Source organism: Cellulophaga sp. RHA_52, assembly GCF_007827205.1.
Lineage (GTDB): Bacteria > Bacteroidota > Bacteroidia > Flavobacteriales > Flavobacteriaceae > Cellulophaga > Cellulophaga lytica.
Genome location: NZ_VIRZ01000001.1, coordinates 2,152,302 through 2,172,241 on the forward strand (window position 1 = coordinate 2,152,302; position 19,940 = coordinate 2,172,241).

General features: G+C 32.3%; 24 protein-coding genes. 10 read left to right on the forward strand and 14 right to left on the reverse strand.

The features are described from left to right. Nucleotides 1–3: 3 nt before the first annotated feature. Nucleotides 4–810 (forward strand): 1-acyl-sn-glycerol-3-phosphate acyltransferase, encoded by an 807-nt coding sequence (locus JM80_RS09480; RefSeq protein ID WP_013619785.1) that lies wholly within the window; start codon nucleotides 4–6, stop codon nucleotides 808–810. A gap of 87 nt (nucleotides 811–897) precedes the next feature. On the opposite strand, the gene JM80_RS09485 is transcribed toward JM80_RS09480, so the two are convergent. From JM80_RS09485 to xerD, 3 genes are all read right to left on the reverse strand, one after another. After that, on the reverse strand, nucleotides 898–1,545 hold the full coding sequence (locus JM80_RS09485; protein WP_089118082.1) for a hypothetical protein: 648 nt from the start codon (nucleotides 1,543–1,545) through the stop codon (nucleotides 898–900). A gap of 5 nt (nucleotides 1,546–1,550) precedes the next feature. Further along, nucleotides 1,551–2,045: an RNA polymerase sigma factor gene (locus JM80_RS09490; RefSeq protein WP_013619783.1), complete on the reverse strand. Its 495-nt coding sequence runs from the start codon at nucleotides 2,043–2,045 to the stop codon at nucleotides 1,551–1,553. Between the two features lie 67 nt (nucleotides 2,046–2,112). Then, on the reverse strand, nucleotides 2,113–3,009 hold the full coding sequence (gene xerD, locus JM80_RS09495) for a site-specific tyrosine recombinase XerD (protein WP_075694225.1): 897 nt from the start codon (nucleotides 3,007–3,009) through the stop codon (nucleotides 2,113–2,115). A 173-nt stretch (nucleotides 3,010–3,182) separates the two neighbouring features. Here xerD and JM80_RS09500 point away from each other — a divergent pair, with 173 nt between their 5' ends. The 4 genes from JM80_RS09500 (at nucleotide 3,183) to JM80_RS09515 (ending at nucleotide 5,667) form a co-directional block, all read left to right on the forward strand. After that, a complete protein-coding gene (locus tag JM80_RS09500; RefSeq protein WP_144709880.1) occupies nucleotides 3,183–3,734 on the forward strand; it encodes a hypothetical protein in 552 nt (183 codons plus the stop codon). A gap of 186 nt (nucleotides 3,735–3,920) precedes the next feature. After that, on the forward strand, nucleotides 3,921–4,424 hold the full coding sequence (locus JM80_RS09505) for an outer membrane beta-barrel protein (protein ID WP_075694223.1): 504 nt from the start codon (nucleotides 3,921–3,923) through the stop codon (nucleotides 4,422–4,424). Between the two features lie 78 nt (nucleotides 4,425–4,502). Continuing rightward, nucleotides 4,503–4,925 carry a type II 3-dehydroquinate dehydratase gene (gene aroQ / locus JM80_RS09510; protein WP_144709882.1) on the forward strand — a complete coding sequence of 141 codons (423 nt, stop codon included), beginning with the start codon at nucleotides 4,503–4,505 and terminating at the stop codon, nucleotides 4,923–4,925. A gap of 10 nt (nucleotides 4,926–4,935) precedes the next feature. Continuing rightward, nucleotides 4,936–5,667, forward strand: coding sequence for a diphthine--ammonia ligase (locus tag JM80_RS09515; protein ID WP_144709884.1), 732 nt, complete (start codon nucleotides 4,936–4,938; stop codon nucleotides 5,665–5,667). 9 nt (nucleotides 5,668–5,676) lie between these two features. Here the strand turns inward: JM80_RS09515 and JM80_RS09520 are convergent, their stop codons facing one another. Together JM80_RS09520 and lpdA are read right to left on the reverse strand one after the other, a co-directional pair. Beyond that, nucleotides 5,677–5,967: a DUF3817 domain-containing protein gene (locus JM80_RS09520; RefSeq protein ID WP_013619777.1), complete on the reverse strand. Its 291-nt coding sequence runs from the start codon at nucleotides 5,965–5,967 to the stop codon at nucleotides 5,677–5,679. A gap of 83 nt (nucleotides 5,968–6,050) precedes the next feature. After that, nucleotides 6,051–7,442, reverse strand: coding sequence for a dihydrolipoyl dehydrogenase (lpdA, locus tag JM80_RS09525; RefSeq protein WP_013619776.1), 1,392 nt, complete (start codon nucleotides 7,440–7,442; stop codon nucleotides 6,051–6,053). A gap of 156 nt (nucleotides 7,443–7,598) precedes the next feature. Between lpdA and JM80_RS09530 the strand changes: the two genes are divergently transcribed. Then, on the forward strand, nucleotides 7,599–8,501 hold the full coding sequence (locus tag JM80_RS09530) for an MBL fold metallo-hydrolase (protein WP_144709886.1): 903 nt from the start codon (nucleotides 7,599–7,601) through the stop codon (nucleotides 8,499–8,501). Between the two features lie 3 nt (nucleotides 8,502–8,504). Here JM80_RS09530 and JM80_RS09535 read toward each other — a convergent pair whose 3' ends face one another. The 4 genes from JM80_RS09535 to JM80_RS09550 all read right to left on the reverse strand — a co-directional run bounded on the left by JM80_RS09535 (nucleotide 8,505) and on the right by JM80_RS09550 (nucleotide 10,591). Beyond that, the gene (locus JM80_RS09535; protein ID WP_034644551.1) at nucleotides 8,505–9,032 is read right to left on the reverse strand and encodes a DUF1572 family protein; all 528 of its coding nucleotides are present in this window, start codon (nucleotides 9,030–9,032) and stop codon (nucleotides 8,505–8,507) included. 2 nt (nucleotides 9,033–9,034) lie between these two features. Further along, nucleotides 9,035–9,445: a peptide-methionine (R)-S-oxide reductase MsrB gene (msrB, locus tag JM80_RS09540; protein WP_013619773.1), complete on the reverse strand. Its 411-nt coding sequence runs from the start codon at nucleotides 9,443–9,445 to the stop codon at nucleotides 9,035–9,037. Next, nucleotides 9,445–9,933: a peptide-methionine (R)-S-oxide reductase MsrB gene (msrB, locus tag JM80_RS09545; protein WP_013619772.1), complete on the reverse strand. Its 489-nt coding sequence runs from the start codon at nucleotides 9,931–9,933 to the stop codon at nucleotides 9,445–9,447. The genes msrB (JM80_RS09540) and msrB (JM80_RS09545) overlap by 1 nt, the downstream gene beginning before the upstream one ends. 124 nt (nucleotides 9,934–10,057) lie before the next feature. Then, nucleotides 10,058–10,591, reverse strand: a complete 534-nt coding sequence (locus JM80_RS09550; RefSeq protein WP_144709888.1) for a collagen-like protein — start codon at nucleotides 10,589–10,591, stop codon at nucleotides 10,058–10,060. Between the two features lie 173 nt (nucleotides 10,592–10,764). Here JM80_RS09550 and JM80_RS09555 point away from each other — a divergent pair, with 173 nt between their 5' ends. Together JM80_RS09555 and JM80_RS09560 are read left to right on the forward strand one after the other, a co-directional pair. Beyond that, nucleotides 10,765–11,574 carry a M48 family metallopeptidase gene (locus JM80_RS09555; RefSeq protein ID WP_144709890.1) on the forward strand — a complete coding sequence of 270 codons (810 nt, stop codon included), beginning with the start codon at nucleotides 10,765–10,767 and terminating at the stop codon, nucleotides 11,572–11,574. A gap of 84 nt (nucleotides 11,575–11,658) precedes the next feature. Beyond that, nucleotides 11,659–12,978 (forward strand): MFS transporter, encoded by a 1,320-nt coding sequence (locus tag JM80_RS09560; protein WP_013619769.1) that lies wholly within the window; start codon nucleotides 11,659–11,661, stop codon nucleotides 12,976–12,978. Nucleotides 12,979–13,053: 75 nt separating this feature from the next. Here the strand turns inward: JM80_RS09560 and JM80_RS09565 are convergent, their stop codons facing one another. The 4 genes from JM80_RS09565 to JM80_RS09580 are packed head-to-tail and all read right to left on the reverse strand — an operon-like array spanning nucleotide 13,054 to nucleotide 15,950. After that, nucleotides 13,054–13,776 (reverse strand): head GIN domain-containing protein, encoded by a 723-nt coding sequence (locus JM80_RS09565; RefSeq protein WP_144709892.1) that lies wholly within the window; start codon nucleotides 13,774–13,776, stop codon nucleotides 13,054–13,056. Nucleotides 13,777–13,790: 14 nt separating this feature from the next. Continuing rightward, nucleotides 13,791–14,867, reverse strand: a complete 1,077-nt coding sequence (locus JM80_RS09570; RefSeq protein ID WP_013619767.1) for a hypothetical protein — start codon at nucleotides 14,865–14,867, stop codon at nucleotides 13,791–13,793. Further along, entirely contained in the window at nucleotides 14,848–15,396 is a 549-nt protein-coding gene (locus tag JM80_RS09575; protein ID WP_034644547.1) for a hypothetical protein, read from the reverse strand. The genes JM80_RS09570 and JM80_RS09575 overlap by 20 nt, the downstream gene beginning before the upstream one ends. Continuing rightward, entirely contained in the window at nucleotides 15,393–15,950 is a 558-nt protein-coding gene (locus tag JM80_RS09580; RefSeq protein ID WP_013619765.1) for an RNA polymerase sigma factor, read from the reverse strand. The genes JM80_RS09575 and JM80_RS09580 overlap by 4 nt, the downstream gene beginning before the upstream one ends. Before the next feature lie 218 nt (nucleotides 15,951–16,168). Between JM80_RS09580 and lon the strand changes: the two genes are divergently transcribed. Beyond that, a complete protein-coding gene (gene lon, locus JM80_RS09585; protein WP_144709894.1) occupies nucleotides 16,169–18,613 on the forward strand; it encodes an endopeptidase La in 2,445 nt (814 codons plus the stop codon). 54 nt (nucleotides 18,614–18,667) lie between these two features. Then, entirely contained in the window at nucleotides 18,668–19,360 is a 693-nt protein-coding gene (gene cmk, locus JM80_RS09590; RefSeq protein WP_144709895.1) for a (d)CMP kinase, read from the forward strand. A gap of 57 nt (nucleotides 19,361–19,417) precedes the next feature. Here cmk and JM80_RS09595 read toward each other — a convergent pair whose 3' ends face one another. Continuing rightward, on the reverse strand, nucleotides 19,418–19,798 hold the full coding sequence (locus JM80_RS09595) for a LysM peptidoglycan-binding domain-containing protein (RefSeq protein ID WP_013619762.1): 381 nt from the start codon (nucleotides 19,796–19,798) through the stop codon (nucleotides 19,418–19,420). Nucleotides 19,799–19,940: the final 142 nt, after the last annotated feature.

Here is a 19,940-nt window from a genome sequence, read left to right on the forward strand (position 1 = left end):
ATTATGGGTTTATTTAAAAAGAATCCTTTTGGGCATATACTATTTTTAAAAAAATGGTTAATACGCGTTGCGGCAGTAATAACACACCGCAGGTACAAAGGGTTTAATAAATTAGAAATAGAAGGATCACAAATACTTAGAGATTTGCCAGATAAAGGCGTGCTTTTTGTGTCTAATCATCAAACTTATTTTGCAGATGTGGTAGCAATGTTCCATGTTTTTAATGCTAGTTTAAGCGGTAGAGAAGATTCTATTAGAAACATAGGTTACATTTGGAAACCAAAGCTTAATATGTATTATGTAGCTGCTGCAGAAACAATGAAAAAAAGTCTTTTAACTAAGATTTTGGCTTATGCAGGTTCTATTAGTATACAGCGTACTTGGCGTGCAGACGGGCAAGATGTAAAAAGGCAAGTAAAAATGAGTGATATATCTAACATTGGTACTGCTTTAGAAGATGGTTGGGTTATTACTTTTCCGCAAGGAACAACCACACCTTGGAAACCTTTACGTAAAGGAACGGCGCATATTATAAAAAAATATAAGCCAATAGTTGTGCCAGTAGTAATAGATGGCTTTAGACGTTCTTTTGATAAAAAAGGTTTACGTATTAAGAAAAAAGGTATTTTACAATCTATGGTTATAAAAGAACCTTTAGATATAGATTATGAAAACGACTCTTTTGAGTCTATTATAGATAGGTTAGGACACGCTATAGAGCAAGATCCGTCTTTCTTAAAAGTAATCTCTAAGGCAGATTTAAAAGCTTTGGAAGAAGAAAACGAACTTAGAAAGTGGAAGTTAGATTAGTTTTAGCATTTAACCTCTTTAGAAAAAACAAAAACCATCTGTAAAATTCAGATGGTTTTTTTTTGGTTATAAAAAGGGCAGTTTGGTTTAAATTTCCATTTTCTTTAGTTCAAAGTAATTTCTATTAAGCTTTTTAAGTAATAATCCATATAGTAAAAAGTAGATTAATGCAAAAAGTACGGTTGTTACTAGTGCAACCACAATAAAAGTAATTACCATTATAGATTTAAACTTCTCTGGAGATATACCTTGTGGTAACTCTTGGTTGTATACAGTAGTAAGCATATTTGGGTCAAAATAAACAGTAAAAGCTTGTGCAAGCATTGTAAATAATAACATTCCTAAGCTAAATATTATATAGTACTTTACAGTTTTTCTTGTGCGTATAATGTTTTTCATTAATGTTTTAGAGTCGTCTAAAACAGATATTTCCTTGTATCTTTTGTAAAACTGAAAAATAAAATAAAAAATACATGTGTATTGTATAAAAGTTACAACCATAAAAAATGTGCCGTAGGCATTGCCGTAGTACATTTTTGATACGTGCTCTCTTGTGCTAGGAAAAATAAAAAGTATATTAGGTAGTAAAAACTCTAAAATACTAATTATAAATATCCACTTTACGATAGAAGAAGATCTCTTCCATATCATTTTGTAAATATCATTGTAAGACAATTTAGGAAGCTCATCTCCCTTTTTTTGCCAATCTTTTTTTAAGATATCCAATTCATCCATATATATTAAGGATTTAAAATGGTTTTTAATTTTTTCTTTATTCTATTCATCTTTACTCTGGCATTAACCTCAGAAATACCTAGTGTTTCAGATATTTCCGCATAGTCTTTATCCTCTAGGTAAAGAAACACTAATGCTTTGTCTATGTCTCCTAGCTGCTTTACTGCTTTGTACATTAATTTTAGTTGTAATTCTTCTGTTTCATCATATTCATCGGCCTTAATTTTAAAAATTACAGACTCATAACTTTGTGTACTTACTTTTCTTTTAGATTTTCTGTATAATGTAATTGCAGTATTTAACGCAACTCTGTACATCCAGGTACTAAACTTAGAGTCACCTCTAAATTTAGGGTACGCTTTCCATAACTGTATTGTTATTTCCTGAAACAAATCATTATGAGCATCTTTATCATTAGTGTATAGTGTACAAACCTTGTGAACAATATTTTGGTTGTTCTCTAGTTCTGTTACAAAAGCATGTTCTAATTCTTTACTCACTTTTTAAGTAGATAGTTGTAGCCTGTTAGTAGTTGTAATTTTGTATTTGTTACAAATAAATTTAAAATTATTTTCTAGGATGGTAGTTTTCAATAACTTGGCTTAAGTGTTTTCTATCTATATGTACGTATACTTCAGTTGTTGTAATACTTTCGTGACCTAACATTTGTTGTATAGCTCTTAAATCTGCTCCGTTTTCTAAAAGATGTGTTGCAAATGAGTGGCGTAGTGTATGCGGACTAATTGTTTTTTTTAACCCAATGGTTTCTGCAAGTTGTTTAATAATTGTAAAAATCATTGCACGGGTTAATTGCCTACCTCTTCTGTTTAAAAATAAAATATCTTCAAACCCTTTTTTTATGTTTAGATGATTTCTTATTTCATCCTTATATATATTAATGTACTTTTTATTAATGTTGCTAATAGGAACAAAACGTTGTTTATCTCCCTTTCCTGTAACTCTTATAAAGTCTTCTTTAAAAAATAAGTCAGATAGTCTTAAGTTGGTAAGCTCAGATACACGTAGACCGCAACCATACAATGTTTCTAACATAGCTCTATTGCGTTCACCTTCTGGTTTACTTAGGTCAATTGCATCTATTAAATTGTTAATTTCCTCAACAGACAGTGTATCTGGCAGCTTTCTTCCAATTTTTGGAGCTTCTATTAAATCCATAGGATTGTCTGCTCTGTAATCTTCAAAAATTAAATAATTAAAAAAACTTTTTAGGCCAGATATAATTCTAGCTTGCGACCTAGGGTTAATACTAGCAGAAATTTCATAAATAAATTGCTGTGTAGTTTCCTTTGATATAGAAATAGGAGATTCGGTGATGTTTTTTTTGTTTAAAAATGTAATTAATTTTTCAACATCTAAAACGTAATTCGTAATAGAATTCTCCATTAACCCTCTTTCAATTTTTAGAAAGTGTTGATAATCAGTTAATCCCTGTCTCCATTTCATATAGGTTAAAATTAAGTTAATAATTTGGATAAAAAAAGAGTTTTAAAACCCCTATTTTTTATGTTTCTTACTCATCACAAATACTTACATTTACACAACAAAAATTGTAAGTAAACAAAATTAACAAACTATGTTTACTGCATAATTATAAACTAAAAATTAAAATTATTTTTATGAAAAAGTTATTTATTGTAGCTATCACAGCTCTAGGATTTACTTTTGCTGCACAAGCACAAGATGCAGCTACTTCTACTAACGGTGGTCAAACTGCTCAAGGTAAATGGTTAATTGAAGCTAATACTGGTTTTGGTGGTCAAGCCGGGACTCAAGCGGCTAGTACTTCTTTTGGTTTAACATCTGTAGATGGTGAAACTGCTTGGTCTTTAGGTGCTGAAGGTGGTTACTTTGTTGCTGATGATTTAGCGGTAAAAGTTGGTTTAGGTTACCAAGACTTAGGGGATGATGGAAGTGCATTTTCTTATAAAGTTGGTGCTAAATATTACATCGCTAGTATGATTCCTGTACAAGTTGATTATACAGGTACGAGTATTAAAGATGTAGATGAAAATCCTAGCTTTTTAGGTTTACAAGGTGGTTATGCTATTTTCTTAGGTGAAAATGTTAGTATTGAGCCAGGTTTACGTTATAACATTGCTTTAAACGATGACTCATTTTCTAATGAAGATGTTTTCCAATTAAACATAGGTTTCGCTTTACATTTCTAAGCAAAAACTCACTAATAGTATTAAAAGCTGTCTAATATTTTAGGCAGCTTTTTTATTTATAATCTAATTTTGTTAATTAAATCTTAATTTAATGCTAATACTACAATACTTGTAAGTAGGTTAAAATATTTGTTTATGTTTACGGTATAATTATAAACTAAAAATTAAAAATTAAAATTATTATTTATGAAAAAGTTATTTATTGTAGCTATCGCAGCTTTAGGATTTACTTTTGGAGCACAAGCTCAAGAAGGTTTTGGAGCAGGTGTTAATTTAGGTATTCCAATGGGAGATTTAGATGATTTTTATGGCTTTAATGCAGGTGTTGATATACAGTATTTAGGTGCTGTTTCAGAAACTTTTTATGCCGGGGGTACTATTGGGTATTCTCACTATTTTGGTAAAACTTATGATGCAGGTCCTGGTATTGAAATAGAGCAAGAAGATATTCAGTTTTTGCCAATTGCTGCAGTAGCTAAATTTATGATTACAGAAGATTTTTCTGTAGGTACAGATTTAGGTTATGCTCTTGGTCTTAAGGAAGATGTAGATGGTGGTTTTTATTACCGTCCTAAATTAGGTTATAGAATAGCAGATTCAATTGAGCTTAACTTATCATATGCTGGTATTAGTTTAGAAGATGATATAAATGCATCTACTTTTAACATAGGATTTATGTTTCAGTTGTAAAAATAACTGATATAGAATATTTAAAAGGAAGCCAATTGGCTTCCTTTTTTTATGCGTAATATTTAGTATTTTTACCATATGAAAATACTTATAATCAATGGGCCAAACCTAAATCTTTTAGGTAAAAGAGAGCCAACAATATATGGTAAGACAACGTTTGTAGATTATTTTGCTAAGCTACAACTTAACTTTAAAAATGTTGAGCTTAGTTATTACCAGTCTAATATAGAAGGTGAACTTATATCTAAAATACAAGAAGTTGGTTTTTCTTATGATGGTATTGTACTAAATGCAGCTGCTTACACGCATACATCTATTGGTATTGGAGATGCAATAAAAGCTATAGAAACCCCAGTTGTAGAGGTGCACATCTCTAATACATTTGGGCGTGAAGAATTTCGTCATCAATCTTATATATCTCCTGTTGCTAAAGGCGTAATACTTGGTTTTGGCTTACAGAGTTATGACTTGGCTATACAGAGTTTTTTAGCTACAAAATAAAGTATCTATAATGCATAAAACATATTTTAACTGGAGTAGTGGTAAAGACTCTGCCTTGGCATTGTATAAGATGCAACAGTCTAATGCGTATAAAGTAGATAGACTTGTAACTTCTGTAAACTCTACATTTAATAGGGTATCTATGCACGGTTTGCGTTTACCGCTTTTAGAGGCGCAAGCAAAAGCAATTGGTTTGCCTTTACAGACCATTATGTTAAATGCAGATGTGTCTATGTCTAGTTATAATGAGGTTATGAAAACCACAATGCAAGGTTTAATTCTTAAAGGTTATACACACGCAGTTTTTGGTGATATTTTTTTAGAAGATTTAAAAAAGTATAGAGAAGACAAACTCAAAGAAGTTGGAGTAAAAGGTGTTTTTCCGCTATGGAAACAAGACACAAAAGTGTTGCTTAAAGAATTGGTGCAATTGGGTTTTAAAGCAATTACAGTTTGTGTTAATGCTAAATTGTTAGATGAGTCTTTTGTTGGTAGAGAGGTAGATGAAAGTTTTTTTAATGATTTACCAGAGAATGTAGATCCTTGCGGAGAAAACGGAGAGTTTCATACGTTTGTGTATGATGGACCTATTTTTAAGCAACCTGTGAGTTTTACAGTAGGCGAGAAAGTTAAAAAAGGATATGCGCCAACGACTAACAAAGATGACAATTGCTTTAAAAAAGATGAAGATACTACTTGGGATACTTCCTTTTGGTATTGTGATCTTCTTCCTAATAAGTAAAAAAAAGCCCTACGCTTTTAATGCTTTAGGGCTAAAATATTTTTCTTCAATATAAAATGTTCCAAAGGGTAGTAATGACGCTATAAATAAGATAGCGTACCTTTTAATTCCCCATTTTAGATGTCTGCATACAAAAAATGCTAATATGGCATAAGCTATAAATAGTACACCGTGTGCATTACCAATATAAATGTTAGGGGCTTTAATATCTGCCATATATTTTAAAGGCATACCAACACCAAATAATAATAGGTAGGATATTCCTTCTAGTATGGCAATAAGTCTAAATGCTTTAATCATATTTTTAAATTTAAAAAAGCCTAAAACCTAATTGTAAAAAACGCTTAGACTTTAGGCAATTTATGTATAAGTTTAGTTAACTATTACAAGTGTATAACCTCGTCATAAGCGTCTGCTACGGCTTCCATAACAGCTTCACTCATTGTTGGGTGCGGGTGTATCGCTTTTAGTATTTCATGACCAGTAGTTTCTAGTTTACGTGCAACAACTGCTTCTGCAATCATATCTGTAACACCAGCGCCAATCATATGGCAACCTAACCACTCACCGTATTTAGCATCAAAAATAACTTTTACAAAACCATCTGGAGTGCCAGAGGCTTTTGCTTTTCCACTAGCAGAGAATGGGAATTTACCTATTTTTAAGTCAAATCCTTTTTCTTTTGCTTGTTTTTCTGTTAAACCAACAGAGGCAACCTCAGGAATACAGTATGTACAACCAGGAATGTTACCATAATCTATAGGTTCTACGTGCATACCTGCTATTTTTTCTACACAAAGAATACCTTCTGCAGAAGCAACGTGTGCTAAAGCTGGTCCTGGAGTAACGTCTCCAATTGCGTAGTAACCAGGTATGTTAGTTTGGTAATAATCATTTACCATAATTTTGTCTCTGTCTGTAGCAATACCAACGTTTTCTAAACCAATGTTTTCTATGTTAGTTTTAATACCTACAGCAGATAAAACAACATCTGCTTGTATAATTTCTTCTCCTTTGCTTGTTTTTACGTAAACACTAACTCCGTTGCCAGAAGTATCTACTTTAGTAACCTCTGAAGAAGTTTTAACTTTAATGCCAGCTTTTTTAAAGCTACGCTCTAATTGTTTAGAGATATCTTGGTCTTCTACAGGTACTACATTAGGTAAATATTCTACAACTGTAACCTCTGTACCTATAGAGTTGTAAAAGTATGCAAACTCCATACCTATTGCACCACTACCAACTACTACCATTTTTTTAGGTTGTTCAGGTAAAGACATTGCTTCTCTATATCCTATAATTTTTTTACCGTCTTGCGGTAAACTTGGTAACTCTCTACTACGTGCGCCAGTTGCAACAACAATGTGGTCTGCGCTATATTCGGTTTCTTTACCATCTGCATCTTTAACAGCTATTTTTTTACCAGCTTTTAAAGTACCGTAACCTTTTATGACTTCAATTTTGTTTTTCTTCATTAAAAATTGAACTCCTTTACTCATCCCTTCAGCAACACCACGACTACGCTTAATAATGGCTCCAAAATCTTTATCAACATTTTCAGCATTCAAACCATAGTCACCAGCGTGTTTTAAATACTCAAAAACCTGAGCAGATTTAATTAATGCTTTGGTAGGGATACAACCCCAATTTAGACATACACCGCCTAAACTTTCTTTTTCTACAATAGCTGTTTTTAAACCTAATTGTGAAGCTCTAATAGCAGTTACATAACCACCTGGTCCACTACCTAAAACAATAACATCAAAATTGCTCATATATATACTTTTTTTTGTCTCAAATTTTAATCTCACAAATGTACAAAACCAATTAGCAATTAGCAATTACCAAAATCTATAAATATGAATAATAACATATTGCTAACTTTTTAGTACTTATCTTTATATTTTATACATAAAAACAAACACTATTTAATGATGAAAACAACAAAATTTGCTTTTTTACTGCCATTTTTAATGTTTGCAGCAATTGTGCAATCACAGTCTAATGACGTAAAAATACAAGTAGATAAGCTTACGCCGCAAATGTATATGTTAACAGGGCAAGGTGGTAACATAGGTGTTTTTGTTGGAGAAGAATATGTGTTAATGATAGATGACCAGTTTAGTAGGTTAAGCACAAAAATAAAGCAGGCAATAAAAAGCATTACAACTAAACCAATTGTATACTTGCTTAATACGCATATGCACGGAGACCACACTGGTGGCAATGCTAATTTTAACAACCAAACAACTACTATAATTGCACATCAAAAAGTTAGAGAACGATTGGTAAATGAGAATGAAAAGGCATTTTTGTCTAAAAAAATAGATTCTGTTACCGCACATAAGAAATTACCAGAAATTACATTTTCTGATACAATGTTGTTATATGATGCAGATGAAACTATAATGGCTATTCATGTGCATAACGCACATACAGATGGCGATGCGCAAATTTATTTTAGTAAAAATAATGTATTGCATATGGGAGATACCTATTTTTCTGGTAAATACCCTTATATAGATTTAAACCGTGGTGGTAGTGTAGGAGGTTATATAAATGCATTAAAGAAAGCGGCTATTTTAGCTAATGAAGACACAAAAATTATACCTGGTCACGGAAAATTATCAAATAAAAAAGAGTTAGAAAGTTATATTTTAATGTTAGAAACCATTTATGTTAATGTGAAGAAAGAAATTGGCGCAGGTAAAAGCCTAGAGCAAGTAATAGCTAATAAGCAAATTACTGCTAATTATGATGCTACTTATGCGTGGAGTTTTATATCTGCAGAAAAAATTAGAGAAACATTTTATAAAAGCTTAATGAATAAGTAGTGGTTATTTCCCAAACATTTTTTTGTTAAACTCTTCAGATTTTCCTGCAGGTATAGATAGTGATTGCCATTTTTTACCTTTTAACATTCTGCCAACATATGCAATTTGGGCAATGTGGCCAGCATAGTGTGCTAATTGTCTGCTAACTGCTGCCATTACAGAATGCTCTACAGCTCTAATTTTAATTTTAGTATTAAAATTGTCTTCGTTTATATTATCTATTGCAGTAAATAAGCAATCCCAACCCTTGTTCCAGTGTAGCAGCATTTCTTCCTTATTTTGGTATGGAGCAACAAACTCAGATTCTCTATTTCGCCATTCTTTTTCTCCGTCTTCTGTAAAAAAGTTTGTCCACCTGCTGAGCATATTACCTACCATATGTTTTACAATTATAGCTATACTATTGTCTGCTTCACCATAAGTCCAATGCAAGTCTTCATTGGTAAGCTGGTCAAATGTTTTTTCTGCCATTGTTTTGTTTCGGTTAAACTCAAACAACATACTTTCTTTATAGTCATCAACAAAACTCATTCTTATTTTTTTAAAGACGGATTAAAATTTAAACTAGCAGAATTTATGCAGTAACGTTGCCCAGTAGTTTCTTGTGGGCCATCATCAAAAACGTGACCTAAATGTCCGCCACAATTAGCACAAACGGTTTCTACTCTTGTCATACCATGACTAGTGTCTTTTATGTATTCAATAGCGCCTTCTACTGCTTCATCAAAAGAAGGCCAGCCACAACCGCTTTCAAATTTATGATCCGCTTCAAAAAGTTTAGCATTACAGCCTTTGCAATTGTAGCTTCCATCTTTAAAATGAAGATTAAATTCGCCGGTGTGTGGGTATTCTGTTCCTTTGTTTCTTAAAACGTTGTAAGACTGTTCAGGAAGCAGAGCTTTCCATTCTTCTTCGGTTTTTTCTACTGTATATTTTTTACTCATTATTTTGTAGGTGTAAATTTTAAAGCAGCGCCATTAATACAGTGTCTTTCTCCTGTTGTTTTTGGTCCGTCGTTAAAAACGTGACCTAAATGTCCGCCACAAACAGCGCAATGTTCCTCAGTGCGCTTGTATCCAATTTTATAATCAACATCAAAAGCTACATTGCCTTCTATTGTTCTATCAAAACTTGGCCATCCCGTACCAGATTTAAATTTATGTTCGCTTTTAAATAAAGGTGTATTGCATGCAGCACAACTATAAATTCCTTTTTCTTTAATATTTAATAGTTCGCTAGAAAAAGCACGTTCTGTACCTGCTTTACGCAATACGTTATATTGTAATGGAGTTAATTGAGCTTTCCATTCTGCATCTGTTTTTTCAACTTTAGCTAAAGTTTGTTTTTTTGTGGCTTCCTTTGTTTTTTGCGAGTTTCCTTTGCAACTTAAAAATAGGGCTACTACACTTAAAATTAGTAATTTCTTATACATCATCTTTATATTTTAAGGTTATTCAAATTTAGTCGATTTTAAACGCAATTCCTATCAAATTTAAGACATAAAAAAAGCCTCTACTTTTAAAAGCAGAGGCTAGTTATATTGTGTAGTATTTTTACTATAAAGAAACGTGTATGATATTTTCTTCTTTAGTATCTAAAATGCCCATAACGTCATTAATATTTCCGGTATCTAGTTTACCATTTACAGCTTCTGCAGGTAAAATAGCAACTCTAAATATTTGGTTTGCCGTGTCTGCAGTGTTTAGGGTACCTAAATCAAAGTCCGATTCTAAAAAGAACCTAGCATCTGCAAAAGTATGATCGTAATTATAAATTAAAGTACCTTGGTCTAACAATCTAGTTTGAGGCATTAAACGCCAAACGTCTATAGGTTGTCCGTCCGTTCCATCTACTTGTTCCCATAAAATATACACTAAAACAACGTCAGATTCAAAAACTTCAACAGTGTTAGGGAATTCAAAGGTTAATTCATAATTATTTTCATCAGAGAAAGTTCCGCTAACTTCATATATATTTCCTGTAATGTTTACACCATCTAATCCATCTACACCGTCAATTCCATCAGACCCGCTACAAGCCGTTAAAATTATTGCAAATATTGCTGCTACTGCTAAGGTAATTTTTTTCATAATATATAATTTGTTTCGTTTTTCTTTTTTTTGAATGATTCAAAAAGCGTTCCAAATTTAAAATTAGAGAATTTATTTTGTAATTAAACTAAACAATTGAGATATTATCTATGATATTATTAAGACATAGAATATTTTTGTATTTTTAAAAACACACTAAACACATTACTATTATGAGAAAAATATTTTTAGTATTAACTATTTTTATAGCGGTTTCTGCTTGTAAAACAAATCCGTTTACAGGTAAAAAAACATTGAATATGTATCCTAACAGTTCAATATTTCCTACTGCTTTTGCGGAATATGATCAGTTTTTAACAGAAAACAAAACAATAACAGGTACTAGCGAGGCAAAAATGATAACTTCTGTTGGGCAACGTATAGCCTCTGCTGCAGAACGTTGGTTAACGGCAAACGGCTATCCGGGTTATTTAAAAGATTATAAATGGGAATATAATTTGGTAGATGATGCAACTGTAAACGCTTGGTGTATGCCAGGTGGTAAAATTGTTTTTTACACAGGTATTTTACCAATTTGTCAAGATGAAACAGGTATAGCTGTTGTAATGGGGCATGAGGTAGCACATGCGTTAGCTGATCATGGGGCGCAGCGTATGTCTGCAGGACAGCTACAACAAATTGGAGCAGTTGCCGGTAATGTTTTAATTAAGGACGAAGGAACAAAAAATACATTTAACCAAGCATATGGCATAGGGTCCCAAGTAGGGGTAATGTTACCTTTTAGTAGAGGTCATGAAACTGAAGCAGACCGTATTGGATTGCAAATTATGGCTATTGCTGGTTATAACCCAGATGAAGCAGCAGAGCTTTGGAAAAGAATGAAAGCAAATAGTGGAGGACAGTCTCAGCCAGAATTTATGAGTACGCACCCATCTAACGACACAAGAATAAATAACTTAACACAATGGGCACCTGCAGCTAAGGAAGAAGCCAAAAAATTTGGAGTAACTTCTTTTAAGTAACATTGGCGTAAAAGTAAAATTCATTAATAATTGTATATTAGAGCTGTTCAAAACTAAATTTGAACAGCTCTAATTTTTTTATTTATGACCAGTATTGCATTAGTAAAAGGAAGCAAAAAACTTTTAAACGCCTGGGCCTTTTATGATTGGGCAAACTCTGTTTACAGTTTAGTTATAGCATCTGCAATATTTCCTATTTTTTATGGAGCCCTATTTAGGGCTGCTAACATAGAAAAAGTAACCGTATTTGGCGGCGAAATTGCCAGGGCTCCTTTAATTAGTTATACCACATCATTAGCGTTTGTTTTTATAGCTATTATTACACCTTTAATTTCTGGAGTAGCAGATTATTTAGGAAATAAAAGGATGTTTATGAAGTTCTTTTGCTATTTAGGAGGTGTGTCTTGTATTGGTTTGTATTGGTTTTCATTAGAAAATATATACTTTGGTTTGGTTTGTTTTTTTATGGGGTTGGTTGGTTTTTGGGTAAGTTTTGCTATAAACAATTCTTATTTGCCAGATGTTGCGCATCCAGAACAAATGGATGCTATTAGTGCCAAAGGTTTTTCTATGGGGTATGCGGGTAGTGTTTTGCTATTACTTTTTAATTTACTTATGGTAATGAGGCCAGAAATTTTTGGTATTGAGACAGATACTAATGGTATTGCAGAACTTAAAGCAATGAAGTATTCTTTTGTTACTGTTGGTATTTGGTGGATAATTTTTAGTCAATATACATTTTATTATTTACCAAAAGGTAATAAGCAAGAAGGTGACCGCAGTAATGTAATCTTAAATGGTTTTAAAGAATTAAAAGGAGTTTGGGGGCAACTTGGAAGTCAGGTTAAATTAAAGCGTTATTTAATAGCTTTTTTTGTGTATAGTATGGCTGTGCAAACAGTAATGCTAATTGCTACTTATTTTGGAGAAGAAGAAATTGCTTGGGGGACAGATAAAGAGCGTACAACAGGCTTAATAGTTAGTATTTTAGTGATACAAATAGTTGCCATTCTTGGTGCATTAGTAACAGCAGCAGCATCTAAAAAGTTTGGAAATGTAAAAACACTTGCAGTAGTAAATATATTATGGGTAGTAATATGTGTTTATGCCTTTTTTATGGTAACACCTATAGATTTTTATATTGGTGCAGGCTGTGTAGGTTTGGTTATGGGTGGTATACAAGCATTATCTAGGTCTACTTACTCTAAGTTTTTACCAAATACTAAAGATACTACGTCTTTTTTTAGTTTTTATGATGTTGCCGAAAAAATTGGAATTGTAATTGGTACTTTTTTATACGGTTTTGTGGCGCAAGTTACAGGTAGTATGCGTAATGCTATTGTGTTTTTAGCAATATTTTTTATTGCAGGGGTTGTATTGCTTTTACGTGTAAATAAGAAGTAATCAATACAGTAGTATTTGTAATAAAAAAAAAGAGAGGTTGTAAATAGCACCTCTCTTTTTTTTGTTTATAGTTTTTTATCCTTTAGAAACACCACCAGAACCAGAGGTTTTACTTTCTATTTTTTTAGGATTACCTCTGTATTTAATATCTCCAGAACCAGATACTCTAGCGTCTATAGTTTCTTTTGCAGTTACCTTAATATCTGCAGAACCAGATACTAATGCTTTTACATAGTCTGCTTCTAAATCATATGCAGAGATGTCTCCAGAACCAGAAACTCTAACTGTAAAGTCGGTAGCAGAGCCACTAAGATTTATGTCTCCAGATCCAGACATACTAGCTTTTAGTTCTTTTGTTTTAACTTTTAGGTTTATGTCTCCTGAGCCAGATATACTAGTTTCAAAAGTATTACTTACTAATGTTGTTTTGCCAATAATATCTCCAGAGCCAGATAATGTGGCTTCATTAATATGTTCTACAGGTACGGTAACTAATAATTTACTGTTTCTAGATGGAGATAAATTCATCCCTTTTTCAGCTTTAATCACAAGTTTACCATTCTTAACTTCGGTTTTAATGTGGCTTATAATATTTTCATCTCCGTGAAGTGTAATTTTTCCTTCTTTACCATCTACAAGTTCTACATCAAAAAAACCAGATACAGATATTACTTCATAATCACCTACATTTCTAGAGTCTGTAATAATGTTTCCGTTTCCTTTAACGCGTTTGCCCCATTGTGCATTTGCTGTAATTGCTATAGATAAAGCTAAGCTAAGTGTTAGTATTTTTTTCATAGTATGTGTTCTTGTTAATTTTTATGTATTGATATGCTTCCGTACTCGGTAGTTATGTTTACAAAGTTATTGCTGTTTTCTGATCCGCAAGAGCCTTTATAATTTTTTTGTGAGTTTTTAACTTCTTTTAAACTTAGGTTGCAATTGTCTACACCACTAATTCCTCCGTATGAAGATTTTAGGTTAAACTTAAAATTATAATTGTTATTGTACCCAACCTTAACACCTGTGTAATCTGCATTTATTATTACGTTGCCACAGTTTTCTGTAAGTTCAGAAATTTTTATAGAACCATAATCTGCATCTAAAGTGACGTTTCCGTTTACTTTACCAAGTTTTATACTAATGTAATCTCCACTACCTTTTATATTTTTAGCTTGGTTTACAGATATGCTACCATAATCACTAGTGTAGTCTATGTCTTGCGCGTTAATTATAGATGCGCTAGTATAGTCTGTGTTTAATATTAAGTTGCCTGCTTTAGTAATAGTAAAACCAGAATAGTCTGCATTAATTTTGGCGCTGTTAACGTAATCTATTTCAGATTTAGAGGTGTAATCAAAATTTAAGTTGTTGTTGCGTCCTCTTAATTCACCAATATCTAGCCTACCATAATCACAGTTTATGGTTGCGTGGCCATCAATCCTATCTAAAGTAATAGAACCATAATCATTAGTTAAGTCTATGTTATTTTTAACAGGTAGTTTAATAGTGTAGTTAATTTGCATATTAACGTTGTTGCTATTTCCCCAGCCCCAACTGCTGCTTTTGGCTATGTTGGTTTTAGCAGAAACGGTACTGCTAGACCCTTCAAAATTTACGGTAATATTGTCTAGTTTACGCTGAACTTTTTCTTCGTTATTACCACTAGTTTTAATATGTACTTCTATTTCTATACGGTTTTGATCCCATGAAGTAATATTAAGGTTGCCGTATTTGTTGTTAACTTTTAGTAATGCATTAGCATTAACAGTAAAGTTTTTTTTAATGGTTTTTTCTTTTGTGTATTTGCCTTTGTCATTATTGGCAGTACTTAGAAAAGGAATGGTAAGTAAGAGTAAAGTTATAATCTTATAGTGTAAAGTTTTCATCATTATAGTTCTTTAAATTTTTAATAGTATCAATTTGTTCCATAACATCTTTTACAAGATCTATTCTGGTTTGGTAATTGGTTATTATGGCGCTTAGTATAAGTTTTGTGTTGCCGCCGTTTACAAGGTTTTGTTCTAGTTTTTTATAGTCATTTTCTAATTTAGTTAACTGTAAAAGAGTATCATCTATAATTTTTTTAGTACTAGGAGATGTTTCTTTTTTTAATTCATTTACCTGATTATTAATTAAACTTGCAAAGTAAAACTTGGTTTCAGTTATTTCTGGGGCTATTTCTGCAATTTGCTCGTTAGTAGTTTGCTTTTGGTAAAAATATGAGAAACCTATTGCACATAAAAAAGCTATAGATGCTGCAATAGCAAATGGTCTCCAAGAGCGTTTATTATGTCTTTTGTTACTAGTGTTAAGCTTCTCTATAAAATTAGCAGTGTGTGTGGTACTAGGTTCTTGAGTGTCAAAACTACCTTTTAACTCTTTAAATAAATTATCTATATCTATATTGTTTTTCATATGCAAGCGCTAGTTAATTGTTTACGCAAACTTTCTTTAGCTCTAGAAATTGTAGTTCTACAATTTGCATAGCTAATATTCATTATTTCACTTATTTCTTCATAGTCATACCCTTCAATTAAATGTAAGGTCAAAGAAATTCTATAATTGTCTTTCAATTGTTTCATGGCGTCCATCACTTTTTGAGCCTTCAATTGTGTTTCACCATTATCTATTGTACTACTATCATTATCTTTGACCCTGTACATTATGTCGTCTAAAGCAACTTCTGTGTTTTTTTGTTGCTTTCTGTATTGGTAAATACTATTGTTAATTACTATTCGTTTTAACCAAGCCCCAAAAGCTACTTCACCTTTATAGGTATGTAATTTTGTAAAGGCACTTAAAAACGATTCTTGCATTATATCCTCTGCTTCAGCGCTGTGTTTTACAATTCGGTATGCAGTATTGTGCATTGCTTTATAATACCTATTATAAATCTCTAGTTGTGCACTTTGCTTACCTTCTTTGCATTGTAGCAATAAAGTATTGATATGTTCTTTTTGTTGGCTCAAAAAAATGTATGGTTTGTTTTATAGATGATAGATTAATTTAATTGTTACAATTTTTTTTAATTCTGTTTGGTATTGGCATAAGAATTGACTTTATATAGACAATTAAACTACTGCACAAGCTACGTAATATGGGCTTTTGCAATGTATTTATAAAAATAACTAAATTTAAATAATAGATTTCTGTTTTTATTTTATGACAGAATGACTGAAATATAATTATGCGAGATTCAGAATTTGACAATTTGGCGCTACAAGGTATTAATGAAGAAGCAGAGCTTATACCATTATTAACACCTGAAGACGAGGAGGAAATGAGCAAAGAACAATTGCCAGAAATGTTACCTATTTTACCATTACGTAATACGGTACTTTTTCCGGGTGTTGTGGTGCCAATTACGGCAGGCAGAGATGCTTCTATACACTTAATTAAAGACGCTAATGAAGGGTCTAAGGTTATTGGTGTAGTTGCACAAAAAGATGAGCAAACAGAAAACCCAGGAATAGATGATATACACACTTTAGGTACTGTTGCCAGGATATTACGTGTTTTAAAAATGCCAGATGGTAATACAACAGTAATTATACAAGGTAAAAAAAGATTTGAGGTTGCAGAAGTGTTAACAGAAAAGCCTTATATGACAGCAACTGTACGTGAGGCTAGTGAGGTTAGGGCAGAGGAAGATACGCCAGAGTTTAAAGCCATTATAGAGTCTATTAAAGATATGGCTTTAAAGGTAATATCAGAGAGTCCTAACATACCTAGTGAGGCTTCTTTTGCTATAAAAAATATAGAAAGTAACTCATTTTTAATAAACTTTGTTTCATCTAACTTAAGACTGCCGGTTAAAGATAAACAAGAGTTGTTAGCGATAGAGAATTTAAAGGAAAGAGCTTTGGCTACCTTAAAATTTATGAATGTTGAAATGCAGAAACTGCAACTTAAAAACGACATTCAATCTAAGGTGCGTACAGATATGGACCGCCAACAACGAGAGTACTTTTTGCACCAACAAATGAGAACCATACAAGAAGAATTGGGTGGTGGCGCTACTGCAGAAGATGAACTAACAGAACTTAGAGAAAAGGCAAAAGACAAAAAGTTTACCAAAAAAGAAAGAGAGTACTTTAATAAAGAACTAAGTAAAATGCAGCGTATGAATCCGCAAGTAGCGGAATATGCAATACAGCGTAATTACTTAGACTTTTTTGTGAGTTTGCCATGGGGTGAATATTCTACTGATAAGTTTGATTTAAAAGCGGCTCAAAAAATATTAGACAGAGACCATTATGGCTTAGAAGATGTAAAAAAGAGAATTATAGAGTATTTAGCAGTGTTAAAACTGCGTAATGATATGAAATCTCCAATTTTATGTTTATACGGACCTCCTGGTACGGGTAAAACATCTTTAGGTAAATCTATTGCGGAGGCTTTAGGTAGAAGCTATGTTAGAATGTCTTTAGGAGGCTTAAGAGATGAGTCTGAAATTAGAGGTCATCGTAAAACTTATATTGGTGCAATGCCAGGTAGAGTTTTAAAAAATATTAAAAAAGCAGAGCACTCTAATCCTGTTTTTGTTTTAGATGAAATAGATAAGTTATCTAACAGTCATCAAGGAGACCCTTCTTCTGCTATGTTAGAGGTTTTAGATCCTGAACAAAACAATGAGTTTTATGACAATTTCTTAGAAGTTGGGTATGACCTGTCTAAAGTAATGTTTATTGCTACAGCTAATAATTTAGGAGCAATACAGCCTGCTTTAAGAGATCGTATGGAAATTATTAACGTATCTGGTTATACTATTGAAGAAAAGGTAGAGATAGCTAAAAGGCACTTGTTACCTAAGCAGTTAAAAGAACACGGTTTAAAGCCTAAAGATTTAAAAATTGGCAAAGCACAATTAGAGAAAATTGTAGAAGGTTATACAAGAGAATCTGGTGTGCGTACTCTAGATAAACAAATAGCTAAAATGGTGCGTTATGCAGCAAAATCTATAGCTACAGAAGAAGAGTATGAGGTTAAAGTAACTAATGAAATTGTAGAAAAAGTTCTTGGACCTGCTAGGTTAGAAAGAGATAAGTACGAGAATAATGATGTTGCAGGTGTTGTAACTGGTTTAGCTTGGACAAGTGTAGGTGGAGATATTTTATTTATAGAGTCTATTTTATCTAAAGGTAAAGGCGCTATGAATATTACTGGTAACCTAGGTAAAGTAATGAAAGAATCTGCAACCATAGCTTTAGAGTACATAAAATCTAATGCAGATTATTTTGGTATTAAAGACGATATTTTTGACAAGTACAATGTTCATATACACGTGCCAGAAGGTGCCACACCAAAAGATGGTCCTAGTGCAGGTGTAACAATGTTAACCTCATTGGTATCATTATTTACACAGCGTAAAGTTAAAAAGAGCTTGGCAATGACAGGTGAAATTACACTACGTGGTAAAGTGTTGCCAGTTGGTGGTATAAAAGAGAAAATATTAGCGGCTAAAAGAGCAAGAATTAAAGAAATAATTTTGTGTGAAGATAACCGTAAAGATATTTTAGAAATAAAAGAAGAATATTTAAAGGGGCTTACTTTTCATTACGTAACAGATATGAGTCAGGTTATAGATATTGCTGTTACAAACCAAAAAGTAAAAAATCCTAAAAAAATCTAGATTACAAAAGGCTATTTAATTATATTTAAATAGCCTTTATTTAAGTACATTATTATGAAAAAAATAACAATAGCTATAGACGGGTATTCCTCTACAGGAAAAAGTACTATTGCTAAACAACTGGCAAAAGCTCTTGGCTATGTGTATGTAGATACAGGCGCAATGTACAGAGCTGTAACTTTATTCGCCATAAGAAAAGGTTTTGTGTCAGAAACCAGTGAAGATTTTGAATCACTTATAGCTGCATTACCTAGTATTAGCTTAAAGTTTGTGCATAATGAAGATTTAGGCTTTTCAGAAATGTATTTAAATGATGAAAATGTAGAAAAAGAAATAAGAACGTTAGAGGTGTCTAAACAAGTTAGTAAAGTTGCAGCTGTAAAAGAAGTACGTACTAAACTTGTAGAAATGCAAAAGGCAATGGGTAAAGAAAAGGGCATTGTTATGGACGGCAGAGATATTGGATCTGTTGTTTTTCCGGATGCAGAATTTAAGGTTTTTATGACGGCTTCTCCAGAAACCAGGGCGCATAGGCGCTATAAAGAATTGTTAGATAGGGGAGACGATGTTACTTATGATGAGGTTTTAAAAAATGTTAGAAGCAGAGATTATATAGATTCTAATCGAAAAGAATCACCATTAATTTTAGCAGAAGATGCCATTGAGTTTGACAATAGTGATATGGGACTTATAGAACAGTTTGAGCGTATGCATAATTACGCATTGCGCATTATAGAAAAACAATAATATAAAAAAACGGCAATCTAAATTTAGATTGCCGTTTTCTTTTAAAACCACTGTATTTTATAAATTTGGTATTACCAAAACTTGGTCAGGGTGTATAACGTCAGGATTTTTTAGAAGATTAGTATTTGCTTCAAAAATCTGTTTGTATTTCATAGGATCACCATAATAGTGCTTTGCAATTTTACTTAAAGATTCGCCACCTTGTACAGTATGTCTGTGGTAAACAGATTCATCAGCAACAGTAATGTTAGCTTTAACATCTGCAGGACTATCACCACCAATTTCTTTAATTTTATCCCAAATTAGGTTTTTTTCGTACTGTGTAGCAGCCTGCCCTTTAATTTTTAAAACGCCACTTTCTTCAGTCACATCTCCGTCTTTAATGGCTAATTTTTCACCAAGGTCTAAAACAGACTGGTATTTCGCTTTTACGCTCATAATGTTTATTATTTATAGTTAATTAATAATGCCTAATATAGTAAATATTACATCAATTTTAAAGTAAAAAACTTAAAAAAGCAATCCGTTTTTGTAATTGCCTGAAAATTAGTTAAAAAGAGTGTTTGTTTTACTAGAGAAT

Excerpts from the sequence above, each read along its gene's own strand:
- aroQ (WP_144709882.1), top strand. The coding sequence starts at position 4,503 with ATGAAAATACTTATAATCAATGGGCCAAACCTAAATCTTTTAGGTAAA.
- JM80_RS09550 (WP_144709888.1), bottom strand. The coding sequence starts at position 10,591 with ATGAAAAAAATTACCTTAGCAGTAGCAGCAATATTTGCAATAATTTTA.
- JM80_RS09565 (WP_144709892.1), bottom strand. The coding sequence starts at position 13,776 with ATGAAAAAAATACTAACACTTAGCTTAGCTTTATCTATAGCAATTACA.
- JM80_RS09555 (WP_144709890.1), top strand. The coding sequence starts at position 10,765 with ATGAGAAAAATATTTTTAGTATTAACTATTTTTATAGCGGTTTCTGCT.
- JM80_RS09535 (WP_034644551.1), bottom strand. The coding sequence starts at position 9,032 with ATGAGTTTTGTTGATGACTATAAAGAAAGTATGTTGTTTGAGTTTAAC.
- JM80_RS09515 (WP_144709884.1), top strand. The coding sequence starts at position 4,936 with ATGCATAAAACATATTTTAACTGGAGTAGTGGTAAAGACTCTGCCTTG.
- JM80_RS09505 (WP_075694223.1), top strand. The coding sequence starts at position 3,921 with ATGAAAAAGTTATTTATTGTAGCTATCGCAGCTTTAGGATTTACTTTT.
- JM80_RS09570 (WP_013619767.1), bottom strand. The coding sequence starts at position 14,867 with ATGAAAACTTTACACTATAAGATTATAACTTTACTCTTACTTACCATT.
- lon (WP_144709894.1), top strand. The coding sequence starts at position 16,169 with ATGCGAGATTCAGAATTTGACAATTTGGCGCTACAAGGTATTAATGAA.
- JM80_RS09500 (WP_144709880.1), top strand. The coding sequence starts at position 3,183 with ATGAAAAAGTTATTTATTGTAGCTATCACAGCTCTAGGATTTACTTTT.
- msrB (WP_013619772.1), bottom strand. The coding sequence starts at position 9,933 with ATGTATAAGAAATTACTAATTTTAAGTGTAGTAGCCCTATTTTTAAGT.
- cmk (WP_144709895.1), top strand. The coding sequence starts at position 18,668 with ATGAAAAAAATAACAATAGCTATAGACGGGTATTCCTCTACAGGAAAA.
- JM80_RS09480 (WP_013619785.1), top strand. The coding sequence starts at position 4 with ATGGGTTTATTTAAAAAGAATCCTTTTGGGCATATACTATTTTTAAAA.
- xerD (WP_075694225.1), bottom strand. The coding sequence starts at position 3,009 with ATGAAATGGAGACAGGGATTAACTGATTATCAACACTTTCTAAAAATT.
- JM80_RS09560 (WP_013619769.1), top strand. The coding sequence starts at position 11,659 with ATGACCAGTATTGCATTAGTAAAAGGAAGCAAAAAACTTTTAAACGCC.
- JM80_RS09520 (WP_013619777.1), bottom strand. The coding sequence starts at position 5,967 with ATGATTAAAGCATTTAGACTTATTGCCATACTAGAAGGAATATCCTAC.
- JM80_RS09575 (WP_034644547.1), bottom strand. The coding sequence starts at position 15,396 with ATGAAAAACAATATAGATATAGATAATTTATTTAAAGAGTTAAAAGGT.
- JM80_RS09485 (WP_089118082.1), bottom strand. The coding sequence starts at position 1,545 with ATGGATGAATTGGATATCTTAAAAAAAGATTGGCAAAAAAAGGGAGAT.
- JM80_RS09530 (WP_144709886.1), top strand. The coding sequence starts at position 7,599 with ATGATGAAAACAACAAAATTTGCTTTTTTACTGCCATTTTTAATGTTT.
- msrB (WP_013619773.1), bottom strand. The coding sequence starts at position 9,445 with ATGAGTAAAAAATATACAGTAGAAAAAACCGAAGAAGAATGGAAAGCT.
- JM80_RS09595 (WP_013619762.1), bottom strand. The coding sequence starts at position 19,798 with ATGAGCGTAAAAGCGAAATACCAGTCTGTTTTAGACCTTGGTGAAAAA.
- lpdA (WP_013619776.1), bottom strand. The coding sequence starts at position 7,442 with ATGAGCAATTTTGATGTTATTGTTTTAGGTAGTGGACCAGGTGGTTAT.